Annotated in this window: 20 protein-coding genes and 1 riboswitch; of the genes, 7 read left to right on the plus strand and 13 right to left on the minus strand. The window is 72.5% G+C overall.

All coding sequences use genetic code 11. From position 1 onward, the window contains the following. Nucleotides 1-2: 2 nt before the first annotated feature. The 4 genes from AB0946_RS29220 to AB0946_RS29235 form a co-directional block, all read right to left on the minus strand. Nucleotides 3-662, minus strand: a complete 660-nt coding sequence (locus AB0946_RS29220) for a thymidine kinase (RefSeq protein ID WP_171152162.1) — start codon at nt 660-662, stop codon at nt 3-5. A 53-nt stretch (nt 663-715) separates the two neighbouring features. Then, nucleotides 716-1,912, minus strand: a complete 1,197-nt coding sequence (locus tag AB0946_RS29225) for a nucleotide pyrophosphatase/phosphodiesterase family protein (protein ID WP_366763654.1) — start codon at nt 1,910-1,912, stop codon at nt 716-718. After that, nucleotides 1,912-2,508 carry a DUF5998 family protein gene (locus tag AB0946_RS29230; RefSeq protein WP_014675503.1) on the minus strand — a complete coding sequence of 199 codons (597 nt, stop codon included), beginning with the start codon at nt 2,506-2,508 and terminating at the stop codon, nt 1,912-1,914. Before AB0946_RS29230 ends, AB0946_RS29225 begins: the two co-directional genes overlap by 1 nt. 325 nt (nt 2,509-2,833) lie before the next feature. Further along, nucleotides 2,834-5,644 carry a GNAT family N-acetyltransferase gene (locus tag AB0946_RS29235; RefSeq protein ID WP_366763655.1) on the minus strand — a complete coding sequence of 937 codons (2,811 nt, stop codon included), beginning with the start codon at nt 5,642-5,644 and terminating at the stop codon, nt 2,834-2,836. Nucleotides 5,645-5,820: 176 nt separating this feature from the next. Between AB0946_RS29235 and AB0946_RS29240 the strand changes: the two genes are divergently transcribed. Continuing rightward, a complete protein-coding gene (locus AB0946_RS29240; protein ID WP_171152168.1) occupies nt 5,821-6,102 on the plus strand; it encodes an HPr family phosphocarrier protein in 282 nt (93 codons plus the stop codon). A 205-nt stretch (nt 6,103-6,307) separates the two neighbouring features. On the opposite strand, the gene AB0946_RS29245 is transcribed toward AB0946_RS29240, so the two are convergent. From AB0946_RS29245 to AB0946_RS29260, 4 genes are all read right to left on the minus strand, one after another. Beyond that, nucleotides 6,308-6,994, minus strand: a complete 687-nt coding sequence (locus AB0946_RS29245; protein ID WP_366763656.1) for a GntR family transcriptional regulator — start codon at nt 6,992-6,994, stop codon at nt 6,308-6,310. Between the two features lie 196 nt (nt 6,995-7,190). Then, nucleotides 7,191-7,946, minus strand: a complete 756-nt coding sequence (locus AB0946_RS29250) for a M23 family metallopeptidase (protein ID WP_366763657.1) — start codon at nt 7,944-7,946, stop codon at nt 7,191-7,193. Nucleotides 7,947-7,958: 12 nt separating this feature from the next. Next, a riboswitch (cyclic di-AMP (ydaO/yuaA leader) is annotated at nt 7,959-8,119 on the minus strand. A 235-nt stretch (nt 8,120-8,354) separates the two neighbouring features. Beyond that, nucleotides 8,355-9,743: a pitrilysin family protein gene (locus AB0946_RS29255; RefSeq protein ID WP_366763658.1), complete on the minus strand. Its 1,389-nt coding sequence runs from the start codon at nt 9,741-9,743 to the stop codon at nt 8,355-8,357. Then, nucleotides 9,740-11,143, minus strand: a complete 1,404-nt coding sequence (locus tag AB0946_RS29260) for a pitrilysin family protein (protein ID WP_366763659.1) — start codon at nt 11,141-11,143, stop codon at nt 9,740-9,742. Before AB0946_RS29260 ends, AB0946_RS29255 begins: the two co-directional genes overlap by 4 nt. A gap of 259 nt (nt 11,144-11,402) precedes the next feature. On the opposite strand from AB0946_RS29260, the gene AB0946_RS29265 reads away from it, so the two are divergent. Beyond that, nucleotides 11,403-13,862, plus strand: coding sequence for a DNA topoisomerase IV subunit A (locus AB0946_RS29265; RefSeq protein WP_366763660.1), 2,460 nt, complete (start codon nt 11,403-11,405; stop codon nt 13,860-13,862). Between the two features lie 54 nt (nt 13,863-13,916). Here AB0946_RS29265 and AB0946_RS29270 read toward each other — a convergent pair whose 3' ends face one another. Both AB0946_RS29270 and AB0946_RS29275 read right to left on the minus strand, forming a co-directional pair. Next, nucleotides 13,917-15,017, minus strand: a complete 1,101-nt coding sequence (locus AB0946_RS29270) for a GTP-binding protein (protein WP_366763661.1) — start codon at nt 15,015-15,017, stop codon at nt 13,917-13,919. Between the two features lie 304 nt (nt 15,018-15,321). Next, the gene (locus AB0946_RS29275) at nt 15,322-16,518 is read right to left on the minus strand and encodes a citrate synthase/methylcitrate synthase (RefSeq protein WP_366763662.1); all 1,197 of its coding nucleotides are present in this window, start codon (nt 16,516-16,518) and stop codon (nt 15,322-15,324) included. Nucleotides 16,519-16,637: 119 nt separating this feature from the next. Between AB0946_RS29275 and AB0946_RS29280 the strand changes: the two genes are divergently transcribed. The 4 genes from AB0946_RS29280 (at nt 16,638) to AB0946_RS29295 (ending at nt 21,352) form a co-directional block, all read left to right on the plus strand. Continuing rightward, nucleotides 16,638-17,894, plus strand: coding sequence for a citrate synthase (locus tag AB0946_RS29280; RefSeq protein ID WP_366763663.1), 1,257 nt, complete (start codon nt 16,638-16,640; stop codon nt 17,892-17,894). A 53-nt stretch (nt 17,895-17,947) separates the two neighbouring features. Beyond that, nucleotides 17,948-18,889 carry a sucrase ferredoxin gene (locus AB0946_RS29285; protein ID WP_366763664.1) on the plus strand — a complete coding sequence of 314 codons (942 nt, stop codon included), beginning with the start codon at nt 17,948-17,950 and terminating at the stop codon, nt 18,887-18,889. A 100-nt stretch (nt 18,890-18,989) separates the two neighbouring features. Next, nucleotides 18,990-20,672: a sensor histidine kinase gene (locus tag AB0946_RS29290; protein WP_366763665.1), complete on the plus strand. Its 1,683-nt coding sequence runs from the start codon at nt 18,990-18,992 to the stop codon at nt 20,670-20,672. Beyond that, entirely contained in the window at nt 20,672-21,352 is a 681-nt protein-coding gene (locus AB0946_RS29295; protein ID WP_366763666.1) for a response regulator, read from the plus strand. The genes AB0946_RS29290 and AB0946_RS29295 overlap by 1 nt, the downstream gene beginning before the upstream one ends. Before the next feature lie 27 nt (nt 21,353-21,379). Here the strand turns inward: AB0946_RS29295 and AB0946_RS29300 are convergent, their stop codons facing one another. The 3 genes from AB0946_RS29300 to AB0946_RS29310 form a co-directional block, all read right to left on the minus strand. Beyond that, nucleotides 21,380-22,438: an ABC transporter substrate-binding protein gene (locus AB0946_RS29300; protein ID WP_366763667.1), complete on the minus strand. Its 1,059-nt coding sequence runs from the start codon at nt 22,436-22,438 to the stop codon at nt 21,380-21,382. 61 nt (nt 22,439-22,499) lie between these two features. Continuing rightward, nucleotides 22,500-23,363: an ABC transporter permease gene (locus tag AB0946_RS29305; protein WP_366763668.1), complete on the minus strand. Its 864-nt coding sequence runs from the start codon at nt 23,361-23,363 to the stop codon at nt 22,500-22,502. Then, entirely contained in the window at nt 23,353-24,168 is an 816-nt protein-coding gene (locus AB0946_RS29310; RefSeq protein ID WP_366763669.1) for an ABC transporter ATP-binding protein, read from the minus strand. Before AB0946_RS29310 ends, AB0946_RS29305 begins: the two co-directional genes overlap by 11 nt. A gap of 159 nt (nt 24,169-24,327) precedes the next feature. Between AB0946_RS29310 and AB0946_RS29315 the strand changes: the two genes are divergently transcribed. After that, nucleotides 24,328-25,020, plus strand: a complete 693-nt coding sequence (locus tag AB0946_RS29315) for a response regulator (protein WP_366763670.1) — start codon at nt 24,328-24,330, stop codon at nt 25,018-25,020. Nucleotides 25,021-25,029 lie beyond the last annotated feature (9 nt).

The raw sequence follows: 25,029 nt of genomic DNA on the forward strand, positions 1-25,029 counted from the left end.
AGTCAGGGGGTTCCGGAGGACGGGACGGGCAGCACGTCCGGGGACAGGGCCGCCGCGCGGGCCGTCGCCGCGGTCATCCGGCGCCGGTGGTGGCGCCGGCACAGCACCTCGTAGCCGACCTGGCCCGCCGACTGGTTGACGTCGCCGACGACCACCTGGGCGCCCTCGACCACCATCTCGCCGTCTATCGTGCGGGCGTTGTGCGTGGCGCGGGCGCCGCACCAGCACAGCGCCTCCACCTGGAGCACCTCGATCCGGTCGGCCAGCTCCACCAGCCGCTGGGAGCCGGGGAACAGCTTGGAGCGGAAGTCGGTGGTGATGCCGAAGGCGAACACGTCCAGGCCGAGATCGTCCACGACGCGCGCGAGCTGGTCGATCTGCTCGGGGGCGAGGAACTGCGCCTCGTCCGCGATCACGTAGTCGGCCCGGCCGCCCCGCGAGAGGTGGTCCACCAGATAGGCGTACAGGTCCTGGCGGTCCTCGACCTCCACCGCGTCGGTGACCAGGCCCAGCCGGGAGGACAGCTTGCCCTCGCCGGCGCGGTCGTCCCGGGTGAAGATCATGCCCGCGAGGCCGCGCGCGGAGCGGTTGTGCTCGATCTGCAGAGCCAGCGTCGACTTCCCGCAGTCCATCGTTCCGGAGAAGAACACCAGCTCGGGCATGAGGAGTTGAGCACCTTTCGGCGAGTCGCGGAAGACGGGGGGCGGGGGACGGTTCAGGAGCGTACTTCGAGCAGCGGGACCAGCTGCTCGGCCGGGGTCATCGAGCCGTGGTTGCCGACCAGCGCCGACTCCTTGGGCTCCCGTTCGGACGCGATGATCAGCACGTCGTCGTGCGCGGCGGCGACCACGTCCCCGATCCGCGGGTACACGCGCTCGTCGCACTCGCCGGGCCGCCCGAACCAGCCGGCCGCGATGGCCTCGTCCCGCGAGGCCACCCAGAACTGCTCCCCGAGCACCTCGCGCCACACCGTCAGCACGTCGTTCTCGGCGCCCGGCACCGCGTACACGTGCCGGGCCCGGCCCTCGCCGCCCAGCAGGGCGACCCCGGCGCGCAGTTCCCAGTCCTCGTCGAAGTCGATGCGGTGCCGCTCGTCGAACGGGATGTCGACCATGCCGTGGTCGGCGGTGACGTAGAGGGCGCTGCGCGGCGGCAGTTGCTCCGCGAGGCGCTGGACGAGCCGGTCGACGTACATCAGCTGGCCGCGCCAGGTGTCGGAGGCGATGCCGTAGCGGTGTCCGGAGCCGTCCAGTTCGGCGTAGTACGTGTACACCAGCGCGCGGTCCGCGGCGGCCAGTTGCCCGGCCGCGACATCCATGCGTTCCTCGCCGGTGAGCCGTCCGTGGAAGCTGCCGCCGCTGAGCGCCACCTTGGTGAGCGGGGTGTGCTCGAAGGCGGGCGAGGACACCTGGGCGGCGTGCACCCCGGCCTGGTGGGCGAGCTCGAAGACGGTGGGGTACGGCTGCCAGGGGCGCGGTTCGGTGTACGGCTGCCAGCGGAGCTGGTTCATCAGCGCGCCGGTGTCCGGGTTGCGCACTGCGTAGCCGGGCAGGCCGTGGGCGCCGGGCGGCAGGCCGGTGCCGACGGAGGCGAGGGAGGTCGCGGTGGTCGCCGGGTACCCGGCGGTGAGCGGACGGCCGGTGCCGCCGCGTGAGCTGCCGAGCAGGGACGTCAGGAACGGGGCCTCGTCCGGGTGGGCCTTCAGCTGTTCCCAGCCGAGGCCGTCGACCAGGAAGACGCAGACCCGGTCGGCGGGGGTGAGTTCCCCGATCGTGGCGGTCAGGCCGGGCACGCCCATGCCGGCGGCCAGGGTGGGCAGCAGGTCGGCGAGGGAGCCGCTGCCGTACTCGGGCAGCGGCGCGGTGTCGAGGGCGAGGGGTTCCGGGTGGTCCCAGGCGGAGAGCTGGGACATCAGCGCGTGACGTCCGCGGTCGCCTCCGAGATGGCCTGCGCGAAGGCGAGCGCCTGGCGCACCGTCTCCGGGCCGTCCCCGGCCTCGCTGACGCGCAGGCTGAGGTCGTCCGCCGTGGAGCTGCCCGTGTAGCCGTGGTCGGCGTCGCAGTTGGGGTCGCCGCAGGCGGCGGGCTCCAGGTCGATGCGGCTGACCGCACCCCAGCCGATGGTCAGCACGACCTCGCGGGGCAGGGTGCCCGGTGTGTACTGCTCGGGGTTCGCGACGACCCGGCTGACCACGACCGAGGAGATCCGGTCGAGCTTCACCGACTCGGTGGAGGTGGTGGCGTACGGCGTCGGGGACGTGCTGTCGGCGGCCTGCTCGTCGGTGTGGCTGACGATGAAGCGGTTGCCGGTCAGGACCAGCACGGTGACGTGCCGGCGCACCTCGTTCTGGTCGAACGTGGTCTCCTGGTGGACCAGGTACGACCGGATGGGCTCGCCGCCCACAGCGGCCTCCACCGCCTCGGCCACGAGGGCCGGGTAGTAGCCGCTGCGCTCGATCGCCGCGCGCAGCCCCTGGGTCGTCGTACTGGTCTTGGCCATGGCGTCCATCCTAATCCGTGGGCAAGGGGGGTCCGGGCCAGTCGCGCGGACCGGTGGCGCCCTGTGCGTCCGCGCGCGGGGGCCGCGGCACGAGCCCCGGCCCGGCCTCCAGCCCCCCGCCGGCCACCGGGCGGCACACGGCCTCCCGGCCTCCGGCGTCCGCTTCGAGCACGACGTCGAGGGGCGCGTCGACGCCGGGACCGCACGCGACACGGTGTCCGCGCGGGGGTCCCGGCACGAGCCCCGGGTCTCGGGCGACGGTCTCCCCGTCCCGCCGGCTGCCCGCCGGCGGCTTCCGTGCGGCGGTCTCCATGTGTTCCCCCCCCCGCCCCGCTCAGTAGGCCGGCAGGGTGCGCGGGCCGAGGTCGTCACGGGCGGGCGGCGGCGCGAGCCGTACGGTGGCGCCGAGCACGCTGGCCCCGTGGGGGGCGACGACGACCGGCTCCAGGGTGACCGCGACCACCTCCGGGTGGTCGTCGACCAGCCGCGACACCCGCAGCAGCAGTTCCTCCAGGGCCGGGGTGTCCACCGGGGTGGAGCCGCGCCAGCCGAACAGCAGCGGTGCCGTCCGGATCGACCGCACCAGCGAGGTCGCCTCCCGGTCGGTGACGGGGATGAGCCGGTGGGCCATGTCGCCGAGCAGCTGCGAGGCGGCCCCGGCCAGGCCGAAGGACAGCACGGCACCGGCCGCCGGGTCGATCACGGCCCGTACGACCGTGTCGACGCCGCGCGGTGCCATGCCCTGCACCACGGGCCGCAGCTCCTCCGGCAGCCCGAACAGCTCGGTCAACTCGGCGTACGCCCGCAGCAGTTGCTCCTCGTCCGCGAGGTCGAGACGGACACCGCCCAGGTCGGCGCGGTGCCTGAGGTGCGGGGCGGTGGCCTTGAGGGCGACCGGGTAGCCGAGCGTGCGGGCGGCCTCGACGGCGGCGTCCGGGGTGAGTGCGGGCAGGGCCCGGCGCACGGGTATGCCGTACCTGGCGAGCAGCTCACAGGTCTCCGCGTCGGAGATGGTGAGCCCCTGCCCGCGCGCGAGCAGCTCGCCGATCAGCCGGGCCGCGCCCTTCTCGTCGATGTCGTCGTACTCGGGCACCTTCCCGGGATCGGCCGCCTCCCGCCGCCACTGCGCGTACTTCACGGCTTCGGCGAGGGCGCGGACGGCACGTTCGGCGGCGGGGTAGGCGGGGATGAGGTGGGTGCCCTCGGGCGGGGTGGTGAGCGGGGCGGGGACCGCCGCCCCCTCGGTGCCGGGCGCCTTCTCGACGGCTCCCGGGGCGGTGCTCGCCGCCGCCGACAACGCTTGCGCCAGTCCCCCCAGCTCCACGTGCACCACGAGCACCGGTTTGCCCGGCACCGCCGCCGCAGCGGAGCGCAGCGCCTCCGCCAGCTCCGCGTCCCCCGGCGAACTCTCCCCTATCGCGGGGATCGCCGTGACGACGACGGCGTCGTTCGTGCCGTCGGCCAGCGCGGCGGCGAGCGCCCGGTGGAAGTCCTCCGCCGTCGCCCCGGTCGTCAGGTCCACCGGCCGCGCGGGCCGCAGTCCCTCGGCGAGGCAGCGGTCGTAGGTCAGCACGCCCAGCGACTCGGAGTTGCCGAGGATGGCCACGCGCGGTCCGGCGGGCAGCGGCTGCCGCGCGAGGAGCAGGCCCGCGTCGACCAGTTCGGTGATCGTGTCGACCCGGATCACACCGGCCTGCCGCAGGAGCGCGGAGACGGTCTCGTACGGCAGCCGGGTGGCCCGCACCGCGTGTCCCTGCGGTGCCGTGCCGGTCCCCTGCACCACCACGAGGGGTTTGGCCGCCGCCGTCCGCCGGGCGAGGCGGGTGAACTTGCGGGGGTTGCCGATCGACTCCAGGTACATGAGGACGACGTCGGTCTCGGGGTCGTCGTACCAGTACTGGAGGACGTCGTTGCCGGAGACGTCGGCGCGGTTGCCGGCGGACACGAAGGTGGAGACGCCGGTGACGCCGGTGACGCCCCCGCCGCGCCGGTGCAGCCGGGAGAGCAGGGCGATGCCGATGGCGCCGGACTGGGCGAACAGTCCGATGGGGCCGGGGCGGGGCATCTCGGGGGCGAGCGAGGCGTTCAGCCGGACGTCCGGGGCGGTGTTGATGACGCCGAAGGCGTTCGGGCCGATGATCCGCATGCCGTACGCGCGCGCGGCCCGCACGAGGGCCCGTTGCCGCTCGCGCCCCTCGGGCCCGCTCTCGGCGTACCCGGCCGAGAGCACGACCAGCCCCTGGACGCCGTGTTCCCCGCACTCGGCGACCACGGCGGGCACGTGCGCGGCCGGTACGGCGACGACGGCCAGGTCGACCGGCCCGTCGATGTCCCGCACCGAGCGGTGCGCGGGCACCCCGTCGATCTCCTTGAGGTCGTCCGGGAAGGCCTTGTTCACGGCGTGCAGGCGGCCGGGGTAGCCGGCGTCGCGGAGGTTGCCGAGGACGCCGCGGCCCACCCCGCCGGGGGCGCGGCCGACGCCGACGACGGCGACGGAGCCGGGCGCGAGGAGCCGCCGTACGGAACGGGCCTCGGCGCGCTGCTCGCGCGCGCGCTGCACGGCGAGGGAGCGGTCGGTGGGTTCGAGGTCGAACTCGAGGCGGACGACGCCGTCCTCGAAGCTGCGCTTCTGGGTGTAGCCGGCGTCCGTGAACACCTTGATCATCTTGGTGTTGGCGGGCAGCACCTCGGCGGCGAAGCGGCGGATGCCCCGCTCGCGCGCGACGGCCGCGATGTGCTCCAGCAGGGCGGAGGCGACGCCGCGGCCCTGGTGGGCGTCCTGCACCAGGAAGGCGACCTCGGCGTCGTCGGCGGGCGCGGACGCGGGCATGCCGTCGGTGCCGATGCGGTCATAGCGTACGGTGGCGATGAACTCGCCGCCGATGGTGGCCGCGAGTCCCACCCGGTCCACAAAGTCGTGGTGCGTGAAGCGGTGGACGTCCTTGGCGGAGAGCCGTGGGTACGGCGCGAAGAAGCGGTAGTACTTCGACTCGTCCGAGACCTGCTCGTAGAAACTGACCAGGCGGTCGGCGTCATCAACGGTGATGGGCCTGATGCGCGCGGTACCACCGTCGCGCAGCACCACGTCCGCCTCCCAGTGGGCGGGGTACTGGTGCCGGTCCTGCCGGTCCGCCGAGGTCTGCATGGGCCCCAGAGTACGGCTCGCGTCCGACAACGGCGCGAGGCAGTCTGTGGAGGACGGGACGCCGGACCGAGGCCGCGGTCCGGTGCCACACCGGAGGGGACGCACGTCCGCTCCGGACACGCTTCACGATATGGGAAACTGGTCTAGACAACCTGAACACCGAAGGGCAGCAACACATGGCTGAGCGCCGCGTCAACGTCGGCTGGGCCGAGGGCCTCCACGCCCGCCCCGCCTCCATCTTCGTCCGAGCCGCCACGGCCACAGGCGTCCCGGTGACGATCGCCAAGGCCGGGGGCAACCCCGTCAACGCGGCCTCCATGCTGGCCGTCCTGGGCCTGGGTGCCCAGGGTGGCGAGGAGATCGTCCTCGCCTCCGACGCCGAGGGCGCCGACGCCGCCCTGGACCGTCTGGCCAAGCTGGTCTCCGAGGGCCTGGACGAGCTGCCCGAGACCGTCTGAGCGAGCACCGCACGAAACGCCGGAGCCGCGTTCGCCTTGTCAGGGCGGCGCGGCTTCGCCGTATGCGGGCGCACCCGCCCGACGCACGTCGATTTACCGCCCGCCAGCGGCCGGCGGACCGCCCGGGAATTTCTCGCACGACGAATTCTGGCAGCAGGAAATACCCCGCCCCGAGAATAACTCCTCTTTGTATACGGTGCGCTTGTTAAAGCCGCGGGCCCGACATGTTTACGGCATGTTGCGAAGTCCTCACGCGCTCCGTGGCGGGAGAGAACCGCAGCCGGTGCGAGCCCGTCGCACGCTCGGCGTGCAGCGTCGTGAGCGCCCGCGCGCGCTCGGCGTCGCCGCGGGCCACCGCGTCCACGATGGCACCGTGCTCCGTCCAGGACTCGACCGGGCTGACCGGCGCCTCCACCGTGTACATCCACGCGATCTTGTGCCGCAGCTGGGTGAGCACCGAGGTCAGCGAGGTGCTGCCGGAGGCCTGGGCGAGCGTCTCGTGGAACCAGCCGCCCAACGAGCGCAGGTCCTCGTTGCTGCCCCTGCGGGCCCGCTCCTGGCCCAGCCGGACCAGACCGCGCAGCACCTTCAGATGCGCCTCCGTACGCCGCTGGGCGGCCCGGGCGGCGCCCAGCGGCTCCAGCAGCGTCCGCATCTCCAGCAGGTCGGCGGCCTCCTGCTCGGTCGGCTCGGCCACGCACGCGCCCGCGTGCCGGCGCGTCACCACGAAGCCCTCGGCCTCCAGGGTGCGCAGGGCCTCGCGCACGGGGACGCGTGAGACGCCGTAGCGGCGGGCCAGGACTTCCTCGGTGAGGCGGCTGCCGCGCTCGTGGACACCCGCGACGATGTCGTCCCGGATGGCCGTGCACACCGAGTGCGCCGGAATACGCATGACCGACCTCCGCCTTAATCCCCGTGAAACGTCGACGATGGACGTGTGTTCCGTGACTCTATTCCAATGAGCCGGAATTTCCGACGGCGGGCCCTAATCCATGGCTATTTTTTGGACAGCGGTCCGGCGGCCACCGGTAAAAAGGCGAAAGCCCCGGCTCGGTGAGCCGGGGCCTCGGACAGCCGTGCGGTCGGCGTCAGACGTTCACGCCGTGCTTGCGGAGGTAGGCGACGGGGTCGACGTCCGAGCCGTACTCGGGGGTCGTGCGCGCCTCGAAGTGCAGGTGCGGGCCCGTGACGTGGCCCGTGGCCCCGGACAGGCCGATCTGCTGGCCCGGGACGACCTTCTGGCCCACCGTGACCGCGATGGACGACAGGTGGCCGTACTGGGTGTACATGCCGTCGGCCATGCGGATCACGACCTGGTTGCCGTACGCGCCGCCCCAGCCGGCGGAGACCACCGTGCCGGAGCCCACCGCGTGGACGGCCGTGCCGCTGGCCGCGTGGAAGTCGATGCCGGTGTGCGCACCGGAGCTCCACAGGGAGCTGCTCGCCTGGTAGGCGGTGGAGACGTAGGAGTGCGCGATCGGGGCGACGAAGGTGTTCAGCCGCTTGCGCTCGGCCTCACGGGCGGCCCGGACCTTCTCGGCGCGGATCCTCTGCGCCCGCTCGGCCGCCGCCTTGGCCGCGGCCTCCTCGGCCGCCTTCTGCTCGGCGGCCTGCTGCTGCGCGGCGGCCTGCGCGTCGATCTCGTCGGCGACGCCCTCGGACGCGGCGACGACCGGGGTGAGGCCGGTCTGCTCCGCGGTGTTCTCGGCGGCGAGCGCCGGGGAGCCGGCGAGGGTGCCGATCACACCGGTGGTGGTGAGGGCCGCGACGCCGGCCGCCTGGGCGGTGGTCCGCTTGACCCGGCCGGGCTTGCGGTGCTTCCCGGTGGCGCACATGAACGCCATGAAGTGGCTGGTCCTTTCCTTCCCTCTCGCCTACCGGGTTAGCTGACGGGTTCGGAGCAGGAAGGTCTCCTACGGGCCTCCTCGCACTCGCGCGGACGCCCGATTCACCCCAGGGACGGTGGGTCCCCGGCTCCCCTGGCTCGCGCCGTACGGGGACTCGGCGATGACTGTCCGGTGCCGCGGGTGCGGCGCACTGCCTGACGAACAGCCCGGACGAAGCTACGCAAGCACGTTGTCAATCCTCAAACGCATCCCGGCTTTTGTAGCGCATCCCACAGGGCAGACAGGCAACCTCCGCCCCAAAACGGGCATCTGAGGAAGGGAGTGGAACACCGTGGGGCCCTGACGACCCGTAGGTCACCAGGGCCCCACGCGCGCGTGCCGTCGTCCGGCCGCCGCGGTGGCCGTCTACTCGGCCGCCACCACGGTCACTTCACCGATGCCCAGCGCCTCCACCGGCGCCTTGATCTGCGACGCGTCACCGACGAGGACGGTCACCAGGCGGTCCACCGGGAAGGCGTTCACGACGGCCGCGGTGGCCTCCACCGTGCCCGTGGCCGCCAACTGCTGGTACAGCGTCGCCTGGAAGTCGTCGGGCAGGTGCTGCTCGACCTGGTCGGCCAGCGTGCCGGCGACGGCCGCCGCGGTCTCGTACTTCAGCGGCGCCACACCGACCAGGTTCTGCACGGCGACGTCCCGCTCGGCGTCGGTCAGGCCGTCCGCCGCGACCGTGCGCAGCACCTTCCACAGGTCGTCCAGCGCCGGGCCGGTGTTGGGGGTGTCCACGGAGCCGCTGATGGCGAGCATCGCGGCGCCCGTGCCGTCCGGCGCGGACCGAAGGACCTGCCCGAAGGCGCGCACGCCGTAGGTGTAGCCCTTCTCCTCGCGCAGGACGCGGTCCAGGCGGGAGGTGAGGGTGCCGCCGAGGCAGTACGTGCCGAGCACCTGGGCGGGCCACACCCGGTCGTGGCGGTCGGGCCCGATCCGGCCGATGAGCAGCTGGGTCTGGACCGCGCCGGGCCGGTCCACGATGACCACGCGCCCGGTGTCGTCGGCGGTCACCGGCGGCACCGGCCGGGGCTCGCCCGGGGTGCCGGTCCACGCGCCCAGGGTGTCGTCCAGCAGCGCGTCCAGGTCGGCGCCGGTCAGGTCGCCGACGACGACCGCGGTGGCCGTGGCGGGCCGCACATGACGGTCGTAGAAGGCGCGTACGGCCGCCTCGTCGATCTTCTCGACCGTCTCCTCGGTGCCCTGGCGCGGACGGGACATGCGCGAGGTTGCCGGGAACAGCTCCTTGGAGAGTTCCTTGGCGGCCCGGCGGGAGGGGTTGGCCAGCTCGTGCGGGATCTCGTCCAGGCGGTTGCGGACCAGCCGCTCCACCTCGCTCGCGGCGAAGGCGGGCGCGCGCAGGGCATCGGCGAGCAGGACGAGGCCCTTGGCCAGGCGGGAGGCCGGGACCTCCAGGCTGAGCCGGACCCCGGGGTGGTCGGCGTGCGCGTCGAGGGTGGCGCCCGCGCGCTCCAGCTCGGCGGCGAACTCCTCGGCGGAGTGCTTGTCGGTGCCCTCGGAGAAGGCCCGCGCCATGATCGTGGCGACGCCGTCCAGGCCGGCCGGCTCGGCGTCCAGCGGCGCGTCCAGCAGCACCTCGACGGCGACGACCTGCTGGCCCGGGCGGTGGCAGCGCAGCACGGTCAGGCCGTTGTCCAGCGTGCCGCGCTCGGGCGCCGGGAACGCCCACGGCTTGGCCTCGCCGGGCCGCGGCTGGGGGTGGAAGTCCATGGTGGCGAGCTCGGTCACTTGGCCGTCTCCTCGTTCTCGGTCTCTTCGCGGCCCGCCTCTACGGTCGCTTCGTGCTCGGGGTCCTCGGGGACCCCGGCGTCCGGGGCGGCCTCCGGGGACTTCGGCTCGTACACGAGGACCGCGCGGTTGTCGGGGCGCAGGCGGGCCTGGGCGACCTCCTGGACCTCCTGCGGGCTCACCTCCAGGACGCGCTGGACGGCGGTCAGGGCGAGCTGCGGGTCGCCGAACAGGACCGCGTACCGGCACAGTTCGTCGGCGCGGCCGGCGACCGTGCCGAGCCGGTCCAGCCACTCGCGCTCCAGCTGGGCCTGGGCGCGCTCCATCTCCTCGGGCGTGGGGCCCTCAGCGGCGAACCGGGCCAGCTCCTCGTCGATGGCGGCCTCGATGACCGGCACCTCGACGTCACCGGAGGTCTTCACGTCCAGCCAGCCCATGGAGGGAGCACCGGCCAGGCGCAGCAGACCGAAGCCGGCCGCGACGGCCGTCCGGTCCCGGCGCACCAGCCGGTTGTACAGGCGGGAGGACTCGCCGCCGCCCAGGATGGTCAGGGCGAGGTCGGCCGCGTCGCACGCGCGCGTGCCGTCGTGCGGGAGCCGGTAGGCGGCCATCAGGGCGCGCGCCGGGACCTCCTCCACGACGACCTCGCGCTTCTGCTCGCCGATGACGTCCGGCAGGGAGCCGTCGCGCGGGGCGGGCTTGCCGTCGTGGGACGGGATCGAGCCGAAGTACTTCTCGATCCAGGCGAGGGTCTGCTGGGGGTCGATGTCGCCGACCACGGAGAGCACCGCGTTGTTGGGCGCGTAGTAGGTGCGGAAGAACTGGCGGGCGTCCTCCAGGGTCGCCGCGTCCAGGTCCGCCATCGAGCCGATCGGCGTGTGGTGGTACGGGTGGCCCTCCGGGTAGGAGAGCGCCGTCAGCTTCTCGAAGGCGGTGCCGTACGGGACGTTGTCGTAGCGCTGGCGGCGCTCGTTCTTGACGACGTCGCGCTGGTTCTCCATGGACTCCTCGTCCAGGGCGGCCAGCAGCGAGCCCATGCGGTCCGCCTCCAGCCAGAGCGCCAGCTCCAGCTGGTGGGCGGGCATGGTCTCGAAGTAGTTGGTCCGCTCGAAGCTGGTGGTGCCGTTCAGCGAGCCGCCGGCGCCCTGCACCAGCTCGAAGTGGCCGTTGCCCTTGACCTGCGCCGAGCCCTGGAACATCAGGTGCTCGAAAAGGTGAGCCAGGCCGGTACGCCCCTTGACTTCGTGGCGGGAGCCGACGTCGTACCAGAGGCAGACCGCCGCCACCGGGGTCAGGTGGTCCTCGGAGAGCACCACGCGCAGACCGTTGGCCAGGCGGTGCTCGGTCGCTGTCAGGCCCCCGGAGCCTGCCTCGGCTGTGGTCGTGTGACCCATGGGCATGTACGTCCCTTCGCGAGCGGAGGCGGTTGATGGAAACCGCGGTTTTCCTGCCGTTCCTGCCACTGTATGCAAAGCGTGCGGGGCGTCGGCGAAGTTCCCGCGGGGCGTACGCCCACAGCGGATCCCGCAACCCGCCCGCGACCCGGTCCCGGCTCCCGGCGGTGCCTGCTGAACCGGGTCGCGGCACGGGTTGTCACTGCCTCGGTCCACAATGGTCGGCGTCAGTTCCGTCCATCCTTTCAGCAAGGAGCCGGCAGCGATGGCCCGCCGCAGCACGAAGACCCCGCCGCCCGACGATTCGTTCGAGGAGAGGATCCTCGACATCGACGTCGTGGACGAGATGCGTGGCTCCTACCTGGAGTACGCGTACTCGGTCATCTACTCGCGCGCCCTGCCGGACGCCCGTGACGGCCTGAAGCCGGTGCACCGCCGGATCGTGTACCAGATGAACGAGATGGGCCTGCGCCCCGAGCGCGGCTACGTGAAGTGCGCCCGTGTCGTCGGCGAGGTCATGGGCAAGCTGCACCCGCACGGCGACGCGTCGATCTACGACGCCCTGGTGCGCATGGCGCAGCCCTTCTCCATGCGCGTGCCGCTGGTCGACGGCCACGGCAACTTCGGCTCGCTGGGCAACGACGACCCGCCGGCCGCCATGCGGTACACCGAGTGCCGGATGGCCGAGGCGACGAGCCTGATGACCGAGTCGATCGACGAGGACACGGTCGACTTCGCGCCGAACTACGACGGCCAGGAGCAGGAGCCGGTGGCGCTGCCCGCCGCCTTCCCGAACCTGCTGGTCAACGGCTCCTCGGGTATCGCGGTCGGCATGGCGACGAACATGCCGCCGCACAATCTGCGCGAGGTCATCGCCGCCGCCCGCCACCTGATCCGGAACCCGAACGCGGACCTGGACGCGCTCATGAAGCACGTCCCGGGCCCGGACCTGCCCACCGGCGGCCGGATCGTCGGCCTGGACGGTGTCCGGGACGCGTACGCGACCGGCCGTGGCACCTTCAAGATGCGCGCGACGGTTTCGGTCGAGACGGTCACCGCCCGCCGCAAGGGCCTGGTGGTCACCGAGCTGCCGTTCACGGTCGGACCCGAGAAGGTCATCGCGAAGATCAAGGACCTGGTCAACGCGAAGAAGGTCCAGGGCATCGCCGACGTCAAGGACCTCACCGACCGCGAGCACGGCCTGCGCCTGGTCATCGAGATCAAGAACGGCTTCGTGCCCGAGGCGATCCTGGAGCAGCTGTACAAGCTGACCCCGATGGAGGAGTCCTTCGGCATCAACAACGTCGCCCTGGTCGACGGCCAGCCGCTCACCCTGGGCCTGAAGGAGCTGCTGGAGGTCTATCTGGACCACCGCTTCGACGTGGTCCGGCGCCGCAGCGAGTTCCGCCGCGGCAAGAAGCGCGACCGGCTGCACCTGGTCGAGGGTCTGCTGACCGCGCTGGTCGACATCGACGAGGTCATCCGGATCATCCGGTCCAGCGAGAACTCCGCGCAGGCCAAGGAGCGCCTGATCGAGCGCTTCTCGCTGAGCGAGGTGCAGACGCAGTACATCCTCGACACGCCGCTGCGCCGGCTCACCAAGTACGACCGGATCGAGCTGGAGGCGGAGAAGGAGAAGCTCACCGCGGAGATCGAGGAGCTGACCCGGATCCTGGAGTCGGACGCGGAGCTGCGCAAGCTGGTCTCGGCCGAACTGGCCGCCGTCGCGAAGAAGTTCGGCACCGACCGGCGCACGGTCCTGCTGGAGTCCGCGGGTGCCCCGGCGGCCACCGTCCCGCTCCAGGTGGCCGACGACCCATGCCGGGTGATGCTGTCCTCGACGGGGCTGCTGGCCCGTACGGCGACCGACGAGCCGTTCCCCGAGGCGGCGGGTGCCAAGCGCGTCAAGCACGACGTGATCGTCTCGGCGGTGCCGACGACCGCGCGCGGGGTGATCGGCGCGGTGACCTCGGCGGGCCGGCTGCTGCGGATCAACGTGGTCGACCTGCCGCAGCTGCCCGAGCCGGCGACCGCGCCGAACCTCTCCGGAGGTGCCCCGCTGGCGGAATTCGTCTCCCTGGAGGACGACGAGACGGTGGTCTGCCTGACCACGCTGGACGAGTCGTCGCCGGGTCTCGCGCTCGGCACCGAGCAGGGCGTCGTCAAGCGCGTGGTGCCCGACTACCCGTCGAACAAGGACGAGTTGGAGGTCATCACGCTGAAGGAGGGCGACCGGATCGTCGGCGCGGTGGAGCTGCGCACCGGCGAGGAGGACCTGGTGTTCATCACGGACGACGCCCAGCTGCTGCGCTTCCAGGCCTCGATCGTCCGCCCGCAGGGCCGGCCGGCGGGCGGCATGGCGGGCATCAAGCTCGCCGAGGGCGCGAAGGTGATCTCGTTCACCGCGGTCGACCCGGCCGTGGACGCGGTGGTGTTCACGGTCGCGGGCTCGCGCGGCACGCTGGACGACTCGGTGCAGACGACGGCCAAGCTCACCCCGTTCGACCAGTACCCGCGCAAGGGCCGGGCGACAGGCGGCGTGCGCTGCCAGCGGTTCCTGAAGGGCGAGGACTGCCTGTCGCTGGCCTGGGCGGGCCCGGTGCCCGCGCTCGCGGCGCAGAAGAACGGCACCCCTGCGGACCTGCCGGAGCCGGACCCGCGCCGCGACGGCTCGGGCACGTCGCTGGCGAAGACGGTGGCGGTGGTGGCGGGCCCGGTGCTGTAGCCGGGCTCAGGGCGGGCCCCCCGGGGGGCTCGCCCTGCCGGGCCCCCGCCGGCTCTAGGCGGGCGGGTCCTCCACGTCGGCGTCCGCTTCGCCGGGGTCCCGCACGTAGCGCAGGACGCCCCACATGCCGTGCTCGTCGGCGTGCGGGGCGTCGTCCCTGCACGCCTGGAGTTCCTTGCCGAGGGTGTCCGCGTCGATGCCGGCGCCGATCAGCACCAGCTGGGTGAGACGGTCCTCGCGGGGCGCCCAGGGCTCCGGGTAGAAGCGCAGGAACCGGCCGACGGCGTGCACGGCGTAGCGGTTGAGCGGGTCGTAGGGCCCGAAGTCGACGTAGCCCTTGATCCGGTACAGCCCCGCGGGCCGGCTGTCCAGGAACCGCATGAGCCGACGGGGCTCCAGAGGCACGTCGGAGGTGAAGGACAGGCTGTCGTAGCCGGTGTGCAGATGCCCGGCGTGCTCGCCGGCGTCGTGGTCGTCGCCATCGGCGGCACGGTCGTGCAGGTCGTCGAAGGACAGCTGTCCGAGGCGCTCCTCGCTCGGCCGGCAGTCGAAGAGGAGCTCGGGGTCGATCCGGCCGTAGGTGGCGGGGACGACGGCGGCGCGGCCGGTGAGCGCGCGGACGGCCCCCAGCGTCCGCTCGGCGTCGTCCGCGCGGTCGAGCTTGTTGACGACGACCAGGTCGGCGAGCGCCAGGTGCCGGTCGATCTCGGGATGCTTCGCCCGCGTGTCGTCGAACTCGGCGGCGTCGACGACCTCGACGAGACCGCCGTACACGATGCCCGGGTGCTCGCTGGCGAGCACCATGCGCACGAGTTCCCGGGGCTCTGCCAGCCCGCTGGCCTCGATGACGATCACGTCGATCCCGGTGCCGGGCGCGGCGAGCCGGTCCAGGTAGAGGTCGAGTTCGCTCGCGTCGACGGCGCAGCACAGGCAGCCGTTGCCGAGCGAGACGGTCGAGTCGCCCAGGGCGCCGGCGACGGCCATCGCGTCGATCTCGATCGCCCCGAAGTCGTTGACGACGGCCCCGATCCGGCTGCCTCCGCTGCGGTGCAGCAGGTGATTGAGGAGCGTGGTCTTCCCGGATCCCAGGAAACCGGCGAGCACGACGACCGGGATCTGCCGCGGACTGCCGCCGCGAGCCAGGCTGTTCCCCAACGGGCGACCTCTCTGACGTACCAGAGCGCACCGGTTCGCGGCCCGATGCGCGGACGGGCGTGGACTGCGCGTCAAGGATACGAGCGGGCCGGGAGCCCGAGGGCCTCGGGCTCCGGCGCGGGACCGGGGGCTTCGGCGCGGGCGCCGGGGGGCTTCGGTGCGGGGGCCGGGGGGTCTTCGGCGCGGGGCCGACGGGCGGGGAGGGGCCACGGCGGGTGGCCTGGCGCCACACCGGGCCGGCGCGGGGATACGACGGCGGCGCGGATGGGGCGGGCGGCACCGGAACGCGGCGCCCCGCCCGCGCTCACCCGGCAGTGGGCACCGTGGCCTTCGGCTGCGGGCCCACGTACCGCGCCACCGGACGGATGATCTTCGAGTCGGCGGCCTGTTCCAGGATGTTGGCGCTCCAGCCCACGACCCGTGCCGCCGCGAAGGTGGGGGTGAACATCTCCCGGGGCAGACCGCACAGTTCCATGACCACACCGGCGTAGAACTCGACGTTCGTGTGGAGTTCGCGGCCGGGCTTCAGCTCGGCGAGGATCGCTTCCACGCGCCGCTCGACCTCCACCGCGAACTGCGCCCGGGGGCCGCCGAAGCCGAGGGCGATCTCGCGCAGCATCCGGGACCGCGGGTCCTCCGTGCGGTAGACGGCGTGCCCGAAGCCCATGATCCGGTCACCGGCGAGCACCCTCTCGCGGATCCAGGCGTCGATCCGGTCGGGCGTGCCGATCGCGTCCAGGGTGTCCAGGGCCCGGCTGGGCGCGCCTCCGTGCAGCGGCCCGGACAGGGCGCCGACGGCACCGGTCAGACAGGCCGCCACGTCGGCGCCCGTGGAGGCGATGACGCGTGCGGTGAAGGTTGACGCATTGAATCCGTGATCAATGGTTGAGATCAGGTATTGCTCGATCGCCCGCGCCCGGCGCGGATCCGGTACCGAACCCGTCATCATGTACAGGTAGTTGGCCGCGTACGAGAGGTCCTCGCGCGGTTCGACCGGGTCGAGACCGCCGCCGAGCCGGTAGAGCGCTGTGAGCAGGGTGGGTACGGCCGCGCAGGCGGCCACGGTGTCGGCGCGGCGCCGGTCGGCGTCGATGTCGTACACCGGCCGGAAGCCCTGTGCCGCGCCCAGCAGGGACAGTGCCGTACGCAGTCCGGCCAGCGGCCCCGAGCGCCGCCCGGCCGCGGCGATGGCGGGGAGGGCCGCGCGGACGTCCTCCGGCAGGCGCCGCAGGGCGGCGGTCTCCGCGGTGAAGGCGGCACCGCGCCGGGCGTCCGGCAGGGTGCCGTGGACCAGCAGATGCCAGACGTCCTCGAAGCTCCGGGTATGCGCGAGGCCGACGGCCGAGTACTGCCGGTAGTGGTAGAAGCCCTCCCGGCCCCGGACGTCGCCGATCTCGGTCTCGGCGACGACGACACCGGCGAGACCGCGCGGGGCGTCGATGAGCGCCGTCTCGCCGGGCGAGGTGGCGCTGTGCGGGGCGGCGGACACGTTGACGGCCATGGATCTCCTCCTTGGGTCCCCCGTTACGTGATCCGACTGTCCATGCTTGACAGCTCCACTGTCAATATTGACCTAATCAATGTATCCATCAACATGTGTGCTGCCACTACGGTGACCTCATGCGCGATCACGACACCGCTCCCCACCGTCCCGGGCGCCGGCTGAGCACCAAGGAGACCGCCGAGCTGCTCGGCGTGAAGCCCGAGACGGTCTACGCGTACGTGAGCCGCGGCCTGCTCAGCAGCAGACGCGAACCCGGCGGCCGGTCCAGCACGTTCGAGGCCGGGGAGGTGGAGGCCCTCGCCCGCCGCAACCGGCGGGAGGCGGCCGGGACTCCGGGGTCCGGCGGTGACCTGTCCGTCCGCACCCGGATCACCCTCATCGAGCAGGAGCGGTACTTCTACCGGGGCGTGGACGCCGTCGACCTGGCCACCCGCCACTCCTACGAGGAGGTCGCGGAGTGGCTGTGGACCGGCCGGCTGAGCCCCGGGGCGGCGTTCTCCGCGCCCGGGACCACCGTCGAGGTCGCCCGCCGCGCGGTGGACGCCCTGTCCGAACACGCCTCCCCGGTCGACCGGCTGCGGGTCGCCGCGATCGCCGCGGCGGCCGAGGACCCGCTGCGCTTCGACCTGTCCGAGGACGCCGTGCTCAACACGGCACGGGTCCTGATCCCGACCCTCGTCGCCGCGCTCCCGCCGGTCCGGGCCGACCACAAGGACGGCGGCGCACTGGCGCAGCGGCTGTGGGGGCGGCTGACCGGCCACCCGGCCGACGAGGACTCCCTGCGCGTCCTGGACACCGCGCTCGCGCTGCTCGCCGACCACGACCTGGCCGCGTCCACGCTGGCGGTGCGGGTCGCCGCCTCGGCCCGGGCGCACGCGTACGCGGCCGTCTCGGCCGGGCTCGGCGTGCTGGAGGGGCCGCTGCACGGTGCCGCCAGCGGCCTGGCCCACCGGATGCTCCTGGACGTGCTCGACCAGGGGACCGCGGTCCCGGTGATCGCCGACGAGCTGCGCGCGGGCCGCCGCGTGCCCGGTCTCGGCCACCGGCTGTACGCCGGTGAGGACCCCCGCGCGCGGGTCCTGTTCGGCCTCCTGGAGCAGGTCCCGCGCGCGGAGTCCGCCCTGCTCGCGGCCCGTGACATCGTCGCGACGACCGCCCGGCACACCCCGCTGCACGCCAATGTGGACCTGGCCCTGGCGGTGTTCACCGCGTCCAGCGGCATGCCGGCCACCGCCGGTGAGACGATCTTCGCCGTCGCGCGGACCGCGGGCTGGATCGCCCACGCCCTGGAGGAGTACGGCGAGCGTCCGCTGCGCATGCGGCCCAGTGGCCACTACGTCGGTCCGCGCCCGCCGCAGCCCCTGCCGGAGTAGGACACGGGCGGGCCGGAAGTCGCCCCGGGGAAAGTCAGGTTAGGCTCACCTCTGTGAGTAGGTGTGCGACCGCCTCCCGGAGCCTCGAGGAGCCGGTGTCCGGTACGGCGGCGACGGCGACGACGTGGCTGCTGCTGGAACAGCCTGGCCCCTGGGGTGCCAAGGCGCTCACGTCGAGTCACCTGGACCCCGCGCTGGGCAGGGCGCTGGAGGCCGCCGCCGGCGGAACCGGCGTGCGGATCGCTCTCATCCGGCGCCCCGGGCGCCACGCCGACCCCGGTACGCCCCCGATCCGGCAGGTGTACGCCGCGCACACCGTTCCCGGGCGCGTGTGGCTGCAAGGCGCGGCCACGCGCGATCCACGGCGGCTGCTCGACCTCGACTTCGCCGGCCTCGGAGCGGGTGACCACCGTTCCTTCGGCACGGTGCTCGGCGGACGGCCGCACCGGGGTGATCCACTGGCGCTCGTGTGCACCAACGGCAAGCGTGACCGCTGCTGTGCCCTTCTGGGCCGTCCGCTCGCCACGGAGCTGGTCGCCTCCGGGGTGCGCGGGGTCTGGGAGGTCACCCATCTGGGTGGACATCGCTTCGCGCCCACGGTGCTGGTCCTGCCGTACGGCTACGCCTACGGCCGCGCCGAGGCGCACATCGTCAAGGAAGCACTGCACGGCGTCCAGGAGGGTCGTGTGGTCGTGGAGGGGTGCCGGGGGTGCTCGGCGTGGGAACGACCGGGCCAGGCGGCGGAGCTGGCCGTGCGGTCCGCCGCGGGCGAGTACCGGGCGGGTGTGCTCAGCGTCGTACGGACCGAGGGCACCGATTCCGGCTGGCACGTCACCGTCCGGCACGCCGACGGCCGCCGGTGGCGGGTCACCGTGGCGCGCGGGACGTCGCTGCCGCCCCGCCCGGAGAGCTGCGGCGCGGCGGTGCTCGGTACGCCCGCGCGGATGGACGTGGTCGAGGTGCGCGAGGTGCGGCCGACGGCGCTGGCGAGCTGACCGGGCACGGGCGCCGTCAGGCCTTGATCAACGCATGGATCAAGAGATCCACACCACACCCGCTGGGGTGCGTCCGGCCGCCGCACGTACCGTCGTGGGTATGAGCCCCACTCCCCCCGCCCGACGGCTGCGCCTCGGTCTGCCACGGCGGATGTTCTCCCAGGTCCTGCTGATGCAGGTGGCGATCGCCGCGGGGGTCGCGGTGCTCGCGACCGGGCTCTTCCTCGCCCCGCTGAGCAAGCAGCTGGACCAGGAGGCGATGCGCCGCGCGCTGGCCATCGCCGAGACCACGGCCCAGGACCCGCAGATCGCCGACGGCGTGCTGACCACCCCGCCGACCAGGAACGGCCCCGTGCAGAAGGAGGCCGAGCGGATCCGGCGGGCGACGCACGCCGAGTACATCGTGGTGCTGGACCGTAACTGGGTGCGCTGGTCGCACCCCACGGCCTCGGAGATCGGCCGGCGCGTCTCCACCGACCCCACCGACGCCCTGGCCGGCCAGGAGGTCATGGAGATCGACAGGGGCACCCTGGGACGCTCGGCGCGCGGCAAGGTGCCGCTGTACGACGCCGGCCACCGCATCGTCGGCGCGGTCTCCGTCGGCATCGCCTACGACAGCGTGCGGGCGCGGCTGATCAGCGCGATCCCGGGCCTGTTCGCGTACGCCGGCGGTGCGCTCGCCGTGGGCGCGCTGGCCGCCTGGCTGATCTCGCGCCGGGTGCAGCGGCAGACCCGGGACCTGGCCTTCTCCGACATCTCGGCGCTGCTCGCGGAGCGCGAGGCGATGCTCCACGGCATCCGGGAGGGCGTGGTCGCACTCGACCGCGGTGGCCGTGTCCGTCTGCTGAACGACGAGGCACGGCGGCTGCTGGGCATCGGCGACGAGGCCGTCGGGCGCACCCCGGACGAGGCGCTCGGCGCGGGGCGCACGACGGACGTGCTGGCCGGCCGGGTGACCGGCACCGATCTGCTCACCGTGCGCGGCCAACGCGTCCTGGTCGCCAACCGCATGCCCACCGACGACGGCGGCGCGGTGGCGACCCTGCGCGACCGTACCGAACTGGAACAGCTGGGACGCGAACTCGACTCCACGCGCGGGCTGATCGACGCCCTGCGCGCCCAGGACCACGAACACGCCAACCGCATGCACACCCTGCTGGGGCTGCTGGAGCTGGAGATGTACGACGACGCCGTGGAGTTCGTCGGCGAGGTGGTCGGGGACCACCGGGCCACCGCCGAGCAGGTCACGGAGAAGATCCAGGACCCGCTGCTGGCCGCGCTGCTGGTGGGCAAGGCGACCGTGGCGGCCGAGCGCGGGGTCGCCCTGTGGGTGTCGGAACGCACCCGGCTCCCGGACCGGCTGATCGATCCCCGGGGGCTGGTCACGGTCGTGGGCAACCTCGTGGACAACGCCCTCGACGCCGTGGCGGGCACACCGCACGCGCGCGTGGAGGTCGAGTTGCGCGCGGAGGGCCGTACGGTCGTCCTCCGGGTGTGCGACACGGGTCCCGGCATCCCCGAGGACCAGCGGGAGCTGGTCTTCACGGAGGGTTGGTCCACGAAGAAACCGCCCGCGCACGGCAAGCGGGGCATCGGGCTCTCCCTGGTGCGCCGGCTCGCCGAACGGCAGGGCGGGAGCGCGGCCGTGGGCGCGGCGGCCGGTGGTGGCGCGGAGTTCACCGTGGTCCTGCCGGAGGCGCTGACCGAAGCGGAACTGGAACCCGCGCTGCCCGGGAGGTCCGTCGGGACCGCCGCCGTCGCCGTCACCGAGGAGGAAGCCTGATGATCGAGGTCCTGGTCGTGGACGACGACACCCGCGTGGCCCGGGTCAACGCCGCCTACGTGGCGAAGGTGCCCGGCTTCCATGTCGCCGGCGAGGCGCACAACGCGGCGGAGGCGCTGCGTCAGGTCGAGGCGCTGCCCCGGCTGGATCTCGTCCTGATGGACCACTACCTGCCCGACGACACGGGTCTCTCGGTGGTCCAGGAGATGCGCCGGCGCGGCCACCAGACCGACGTGATCATGGTGACGGCCGCGCGGGACGTGTCGACCGTGCAGGCCGCCATGCGGCAGGGCGCGCTGCAGTACCTGGTGAAGCCGTTCGCCTTCGCCGGTCTGCGGGCGAAGCTGGAGGCGTACGCCGAGCTGCGGCGCACCCTGGACGGCGGTGGCGAGGCCGAGCAGGCGGAGGTGGACCGCATCTTCGGCGCCCTGTCCGCCTCGTCGGAGCCCGGGCTGCCCAAGGGGCACTCCCCCACGACGGCCGAGCTGGTGCGCCGGGCGCTGCTGAACGCCGAACACCCGCTGTCCGCCCAGGAGATCGCCGAGCGGACGGGAGTGAGCCGGCAGACCGCCCAGCGGTATCTGAAGCTCCTGGAGCGCACGGGCCGGGCGCGGTTGACCCTGAAGTACGGCGACGCGGGCCGCCCGGAACACCGTTACGTGTGGGCGACCCGCGCCTGAGCGCGCTTCACATCGACGCGGCAGCGGTCACTTGACGGCGTTGACGAACTCCGTCGTGTACGTCTTGCTCAAGTCGACCTTCGCGTTCTGGATGTTGGGGTTGAACGCCTTGAGGACCTTCTCGACGGTCTCGGGACCGTCCTGGGGCATCACGCCGTCGTCGGTGAACATCGGGAGGGTGCTCTTGATGGCCTGCGCGTACAGTGCCTTGTCGCCCTGGGAGTAGTCGGCGGGCATCTTGGCGGCGATCTCGTCGGCGCTGTGCGTGGACATCCACTTGAGCGTCTTGACGAATGCGTTGGCCAACTTCTGGACGGTCTCCTTGTGTCCGTTCACCCAGTCCGTCTGCATGTACAGACTTGACGAGGGGTACGGCCCGCCCAGCGCCTCCTGCGAGCCCTCGGGGGTGCGCATGTCGATGAGGATCTTGCCGGCCTTCTTGTCCAGGATCGTCGCGACGGTCGGGTCGGTGGTCATGCCGCCGTCGATCGCGCCCTTCTGGAGCGCCGCGATGAACGTGGGTCCGGCCCCCACCGCGACCGGCGTGAAGTCGCTGACCTTCACCCCGTTCTTGACCGCCAGGTACTTGGTGAGGAAGTCGGTCGAGGAACCGAGCCCGGTCACGCCCAGCTTGCGGCCCTTGAAGTCCTTGGGCGAGGCGAGGTCGCCGGCGGCCTTGTTCGAGACGACCTCGACCTCGCCGGGCGCGTGCGAGAACTGCACGACCGACTCCACCGACTTGCCCTTCACCTGGAGGTCCAGGGTGTGGTCGTAGAACCCGACCGCTCCCTGCACCTGGCCGGAGACGAGCGCGGTCTCGGCCTGCACCCCGGCGGGCTCGCTGAGGAGCTGGACGTTCAGCCCCTCCGCCTGGAAGTAGCCGAGGCGCTGGGTGAGCATCGCGGGCAGGTAGATGACCTTGTCCAGGCCACCGACCATGATCTTGACGCTCGTCCCCTTTCCGCCGCCCCCACCGCTGCCGGTGTCGGCCGTGGAGCTTGCCGCGTTGTTGGCGCAGGCGGTGAGCGAGGAGAGGGCGAGCAGTCCGGCGGCTGCCAGGGAGGCGTGTCTGGCGGTCTTGCGCATGCGGGTTCACGTCCTTGTGAGGGGGCGGTGCGGGAAGGAGCGGGGGGTGGCGGGGAACCGGTCAGCTGTCGGAACCGGTGGGCTTCCAGCGGAAGATGCGGCGCTCGGCGAAGGTCAGCAGCCCCTCGGCGACGAGGGCGACGACCGCGAGGATGACCATCGCGGCGTACACGCCGGCGGCGTTGAAGGTGTTCTGCGACTGCGAGACGAGCAGGCCGATGCCCTTGGTGGCACCGATGTACTCGCCGACGATGGCGCCGATGAGCGCGAAGCCGAAGCTGACGTGCAGGCTGGTGAAGATCCAGGAGGTGGCCGACGGGATGACCACCTGGAGGGTCACCCTGCGGTCGCTCGCGCCCAGGATGCGGGCGTTGGCCACCAGGTTGCGGTCCACTTCGCGGGCGCCCTGGAAGGCGTTGAAGAACACCGGGAAGAAGACGAGCACCACGGCGGAGGCCACCTTGGAGGACGGTCCGAGGCCGAACCAGATCAGGAAGATGGGCGCCAGCACGATCCTGGGGATCGAGTTGAGCACCTTGATGTATGGACCAAGAACCTCGGCGAGCAATCTGATCCGCCCGAGCGCGATGCCGAGCAGCACACCGGCGACCACGCCGATGATCCAGCCGAGCAGCGCCTCGTACAGCGTGTACCAGATCTGCTCGCCCAGGGACCCGAGCGCTGTTCCGTGGGTCACCCAGGTCCAGATCTGGTCCCAGATCTTCGAGGGCATCGAGAAGTTGAACGGGTCGATGACCTCGGCACGGGACAGCACCTCCCACAGACCGAGGACGACCACCAGGAGCACCACGCGCACGACGTTGACGAGGAGCCTGCGCCGGCGTGCGGCCTGGGCGCGGGTCCGCGCGCGATCGGGTGTCCTGACGGTGTCCACCACCGGGGTGCTGAGAACCTCAGGCGACATGGGCGGCACCCCTCTCGCGCGTGATGCGGACCTCTTCGCCGAGGGACTCCCAGATCTCGCGGTAGATCTCGATGAACCGCGGCTCCAGCCGCACCGACTCGACCTTGCGCGGGCGGGGCAGGTCGATGTCGAAGACCTGCTTCACGGTCGCGGGTCCGGCGGTCATCACGACAACCTTGTCGGCCAGCGCGATGGACTCCTCCAGGTCGTGGGTGACGAAGACGACGGAGGCGCCGGTGCCCTCCCACAGCTCCAGCAGCTCGTCCGACATCAGCGCGCGGGTCTGCACGTCGAGCGCCGAGAACGGCTCGTCCATCAGCAGGATCTCGGGGTCGTTGACGAACGTGGCCGCCAGGGCGACCCGCTTGCGCTGACCACCGGAGAGCTGGTGCGGATAACGGTCCTCGAAGGCGGCGAGCCCGACCCGGGCCAGCCAGTCGCGGGCCCTCTGCTTGGCCTCCGCCTTGGGCACGCCCCGGAAACGCGGGCCGGCCATGACGTTCGACAGCACGGTCCGCCAGGGGAAGGTGGCGTCCTGCTGGAAGACGAAGCCGACCTTGTCGCCGACCCCGTCGACCGGTTCCCCGGCCACCAGCACCTCGCCCTCGGTGGGCTCCTCCAGGCCGCTGACCAGGGTCAGCGTCGTGGACTTGCCGCAGCCGGTCGGTCCTACGACGGCCACGAACTCGCCGCGCTCCACGGTGAGGTCCAGGCCGCGCACCGCCGTGTGCAGTCCCCCTGACGGGGTTCCGAAGGTCTTGCTCGCGCCCCGCAGCTCGATCGCGGGGCTGGTGTGTGCGCTCATGGGCCGGGACGGTAGGTGTGGCCCCGGCCACAGCAGGAGTCTTGTGAGCACAAGCCGTTCTTTTGCTCGCAAGCACCTGTTGTGCTCGTTTTGCTCGCGCTACAACTGCGGAGCCGAAACACGGGCTGAACGCTCGCCGGCCTTGTGAGGAGAGGCCTGATGATTGACGTCCTGGTGGTCGACGACGACTTCCGTGTCGCTGAGATCAACGCCAAGTACGTGGGGAAGGTTCCCGGCTTCCGGGTGGCCGCCCGCGCACACAGTGCCGCCCAGGCCCTGGCCGCCGTGGAACGCGGCTCCATCGACCTGGTGCTGCTCGACCACTACCTGCCGGACCAGACCGGCCTCGAACTCGTGCACCGCATGCGCGAGCAGGGTCACGGCACCGACGTCATCATGATCACGGCGGCCAGCGATGTGACGACCGTCCAGCAGGCGATGCGCCTGGGCGCGCTGCACTATCTGGTCAAGCCCTTCACGTTCGCCGCGCTGCGCACCCGCCTGGACTCCTACGCCGCCCTGCGCCGCACGGTCGACCGGGTGGGCGGGCGGGGCCTGACGGGTCAGGAACAGGTCGACCGGATCTTCGGCGCCCTGCGCACCGCCCCCGCCCTTTCCGCGCCCGGCCTACCGACCGGCCACTCCGAACCCACGACCGACCTCATCTGCGGTGTCCTGCACCGCGCCGACCATCCGCTCTCGGCCCACGAGGTGGCCGCCCGCACGGGCCTGAGCCGCTCCACCGCCCAGCGCTATCTCCGCCACCTCGAACAGGCGGGCCGTCTGCGCCTCTCCCTGAAGTACGGCGACACCGGCCGCCCGGAACACCGGTACGCCTGGGTGGCGCCGTAACGCGCCCAC

It is taken from the genome of Streptomyces sp. NPDC046870, from assembly GCF_040704595.1.
In the GTDB taxonomy this organism is placed as follows: domain Bacteria; phylum Actinomycetota; class Actinomycetes; order Streptomycetales; family Streptomycetaceae; genus Streptomyces; species Streptomyces argyrophylli.

What these genes read in the sequence shown, in the direction of transcription:
- AB0946_RS29235 (WP_366763655.1), bottom strand. Translation starts at nt 5,644, where the DNA reads ATGCAGACCTCGGCGGACCGGCAGGACCGGCACCAGTACCCCGCCCAC.
- AB0946_RS29295 (WP_366763666.1), top strand. Translation starts at nt 20,672, where the DNA reads ATGATCGAGGTCCTGGTCGTGGACGACGACACCCGCGTGGCCCGGGTC.
- AB0946_RS29240 (WP_171152168.1), top strand. Translation starts at nt 5,821, where the DNA reads ATGGCTGAGCGCCGCGTCAACGTCGGCTGGGCCGAGGGCCTCCACGCC.
- AB0946_RS29225 (WP_366763654.1), bottom strand. Translation starts at nt 1,912, where the DNA reads ATGTCCCAGCTCTCCGCCTGGGACCACCCGGAACCCCTCGCCCTCGAC.
- AB0946_RS29300 (WP_366763667.1), bottom strand. Translation starts at nt 22,438, where the DNA reads ATGCGCAAGACCGCCAGACACGCCTCCCTGGCAGCCGCCGGACTGCTC.
- AB0946_RS29250 (WP_366763657.1), bottom strand. Translation starts at nt 7,946, where the DNA reads ATGGCGTTCATGTGCGCCACCGGGAAGCACCGCAAGCCCGGCCGGGTC.
- AB0946_RS29220 (WP_171152162.1), bottom strand. Translation starts at nt 662, where the DNA reads ATGCCCGAGCTGGTGTTCTTCTCCGGAACGATGGACTGCGGGAAGTCG.
- AB0946_RS29230 (WP_014675503.1), bottom strand. Translation starts at nt 2,508, where the DNA reads ATGGACGCCATGGCCAAGACCAGTACGACGACCCAGGGGCTGCGCGCG.
- AB0946_RS29290 (WP_366763665.1), top strand. Translation starts at nt 18,990, where the DNA reads ATGAGCCCCACTCCCCCCGCCCGACGGCTGCGCCTCGGTCTGCCACGG.
- AB0946_RS29315 (WP_366763670.1), top strand. Translation starts at nt 24,328, where the DNA reads ATGATTGACGTCCTGGTGGTCGACGACGACTTCCGTGTCGCTGAGATC.
- AB0946_RS29265 (WP_366763660.1), top strand. Translation starts at nt 11,403, where the DNA reads ATGGCCCGCCGCAGCACGAAGACCCCGCCGCCCGACGATTCGTTCGAG.
- AB0946_RS29310 (WP_366763669.1), bottom strand. Translation starts at nt 24,168, where the DNA reads ATGAGCGCACACACCAGCCCCGCGATCGAGCTGCGGGGCGCGAGCAAG.
- AB0946_RS29305 (WP_366763668.1), bottom strand. Translation starts at nt 23,363, where the DNA reads ATGTCGCCTGAGGTTCTCAGCACCCCGGTGGTGGACACCGTCAGGACA.
- AB0946_RS29245 (WP_366763656.1), bottom strand. Translation starts at nt 6,994, where the DNA reads ATGCGTATTCCGGCGCACTCGGTGTGCACGGCCATCCGGGACGACATC.
- AB0946_RS29275 (WP_366763662.1), bottom strand. Translation starts at nt 16,518, where the DNA reads ATGGCCGTCAACGTGTCCGCCGCCCCGCACAGCGCCACCTCGCCCGGC.
- AB0946_RS29260 (WP_366763659.1), bottom strand. Translation starts at nt 11,143, where the DNA reads ATGCCCATGGGTCACACGACCACAGCCGAGGCAGGCTCCGGGGGCCTG.
- AB0946_RS29280 (WP_366763663.1), top strand. Translation starts at nt 16,638, where the DNA reads ATGCGCGATCACGACACCGCTCCCCACCGTCCCGGGCGCCGGCTGAGC.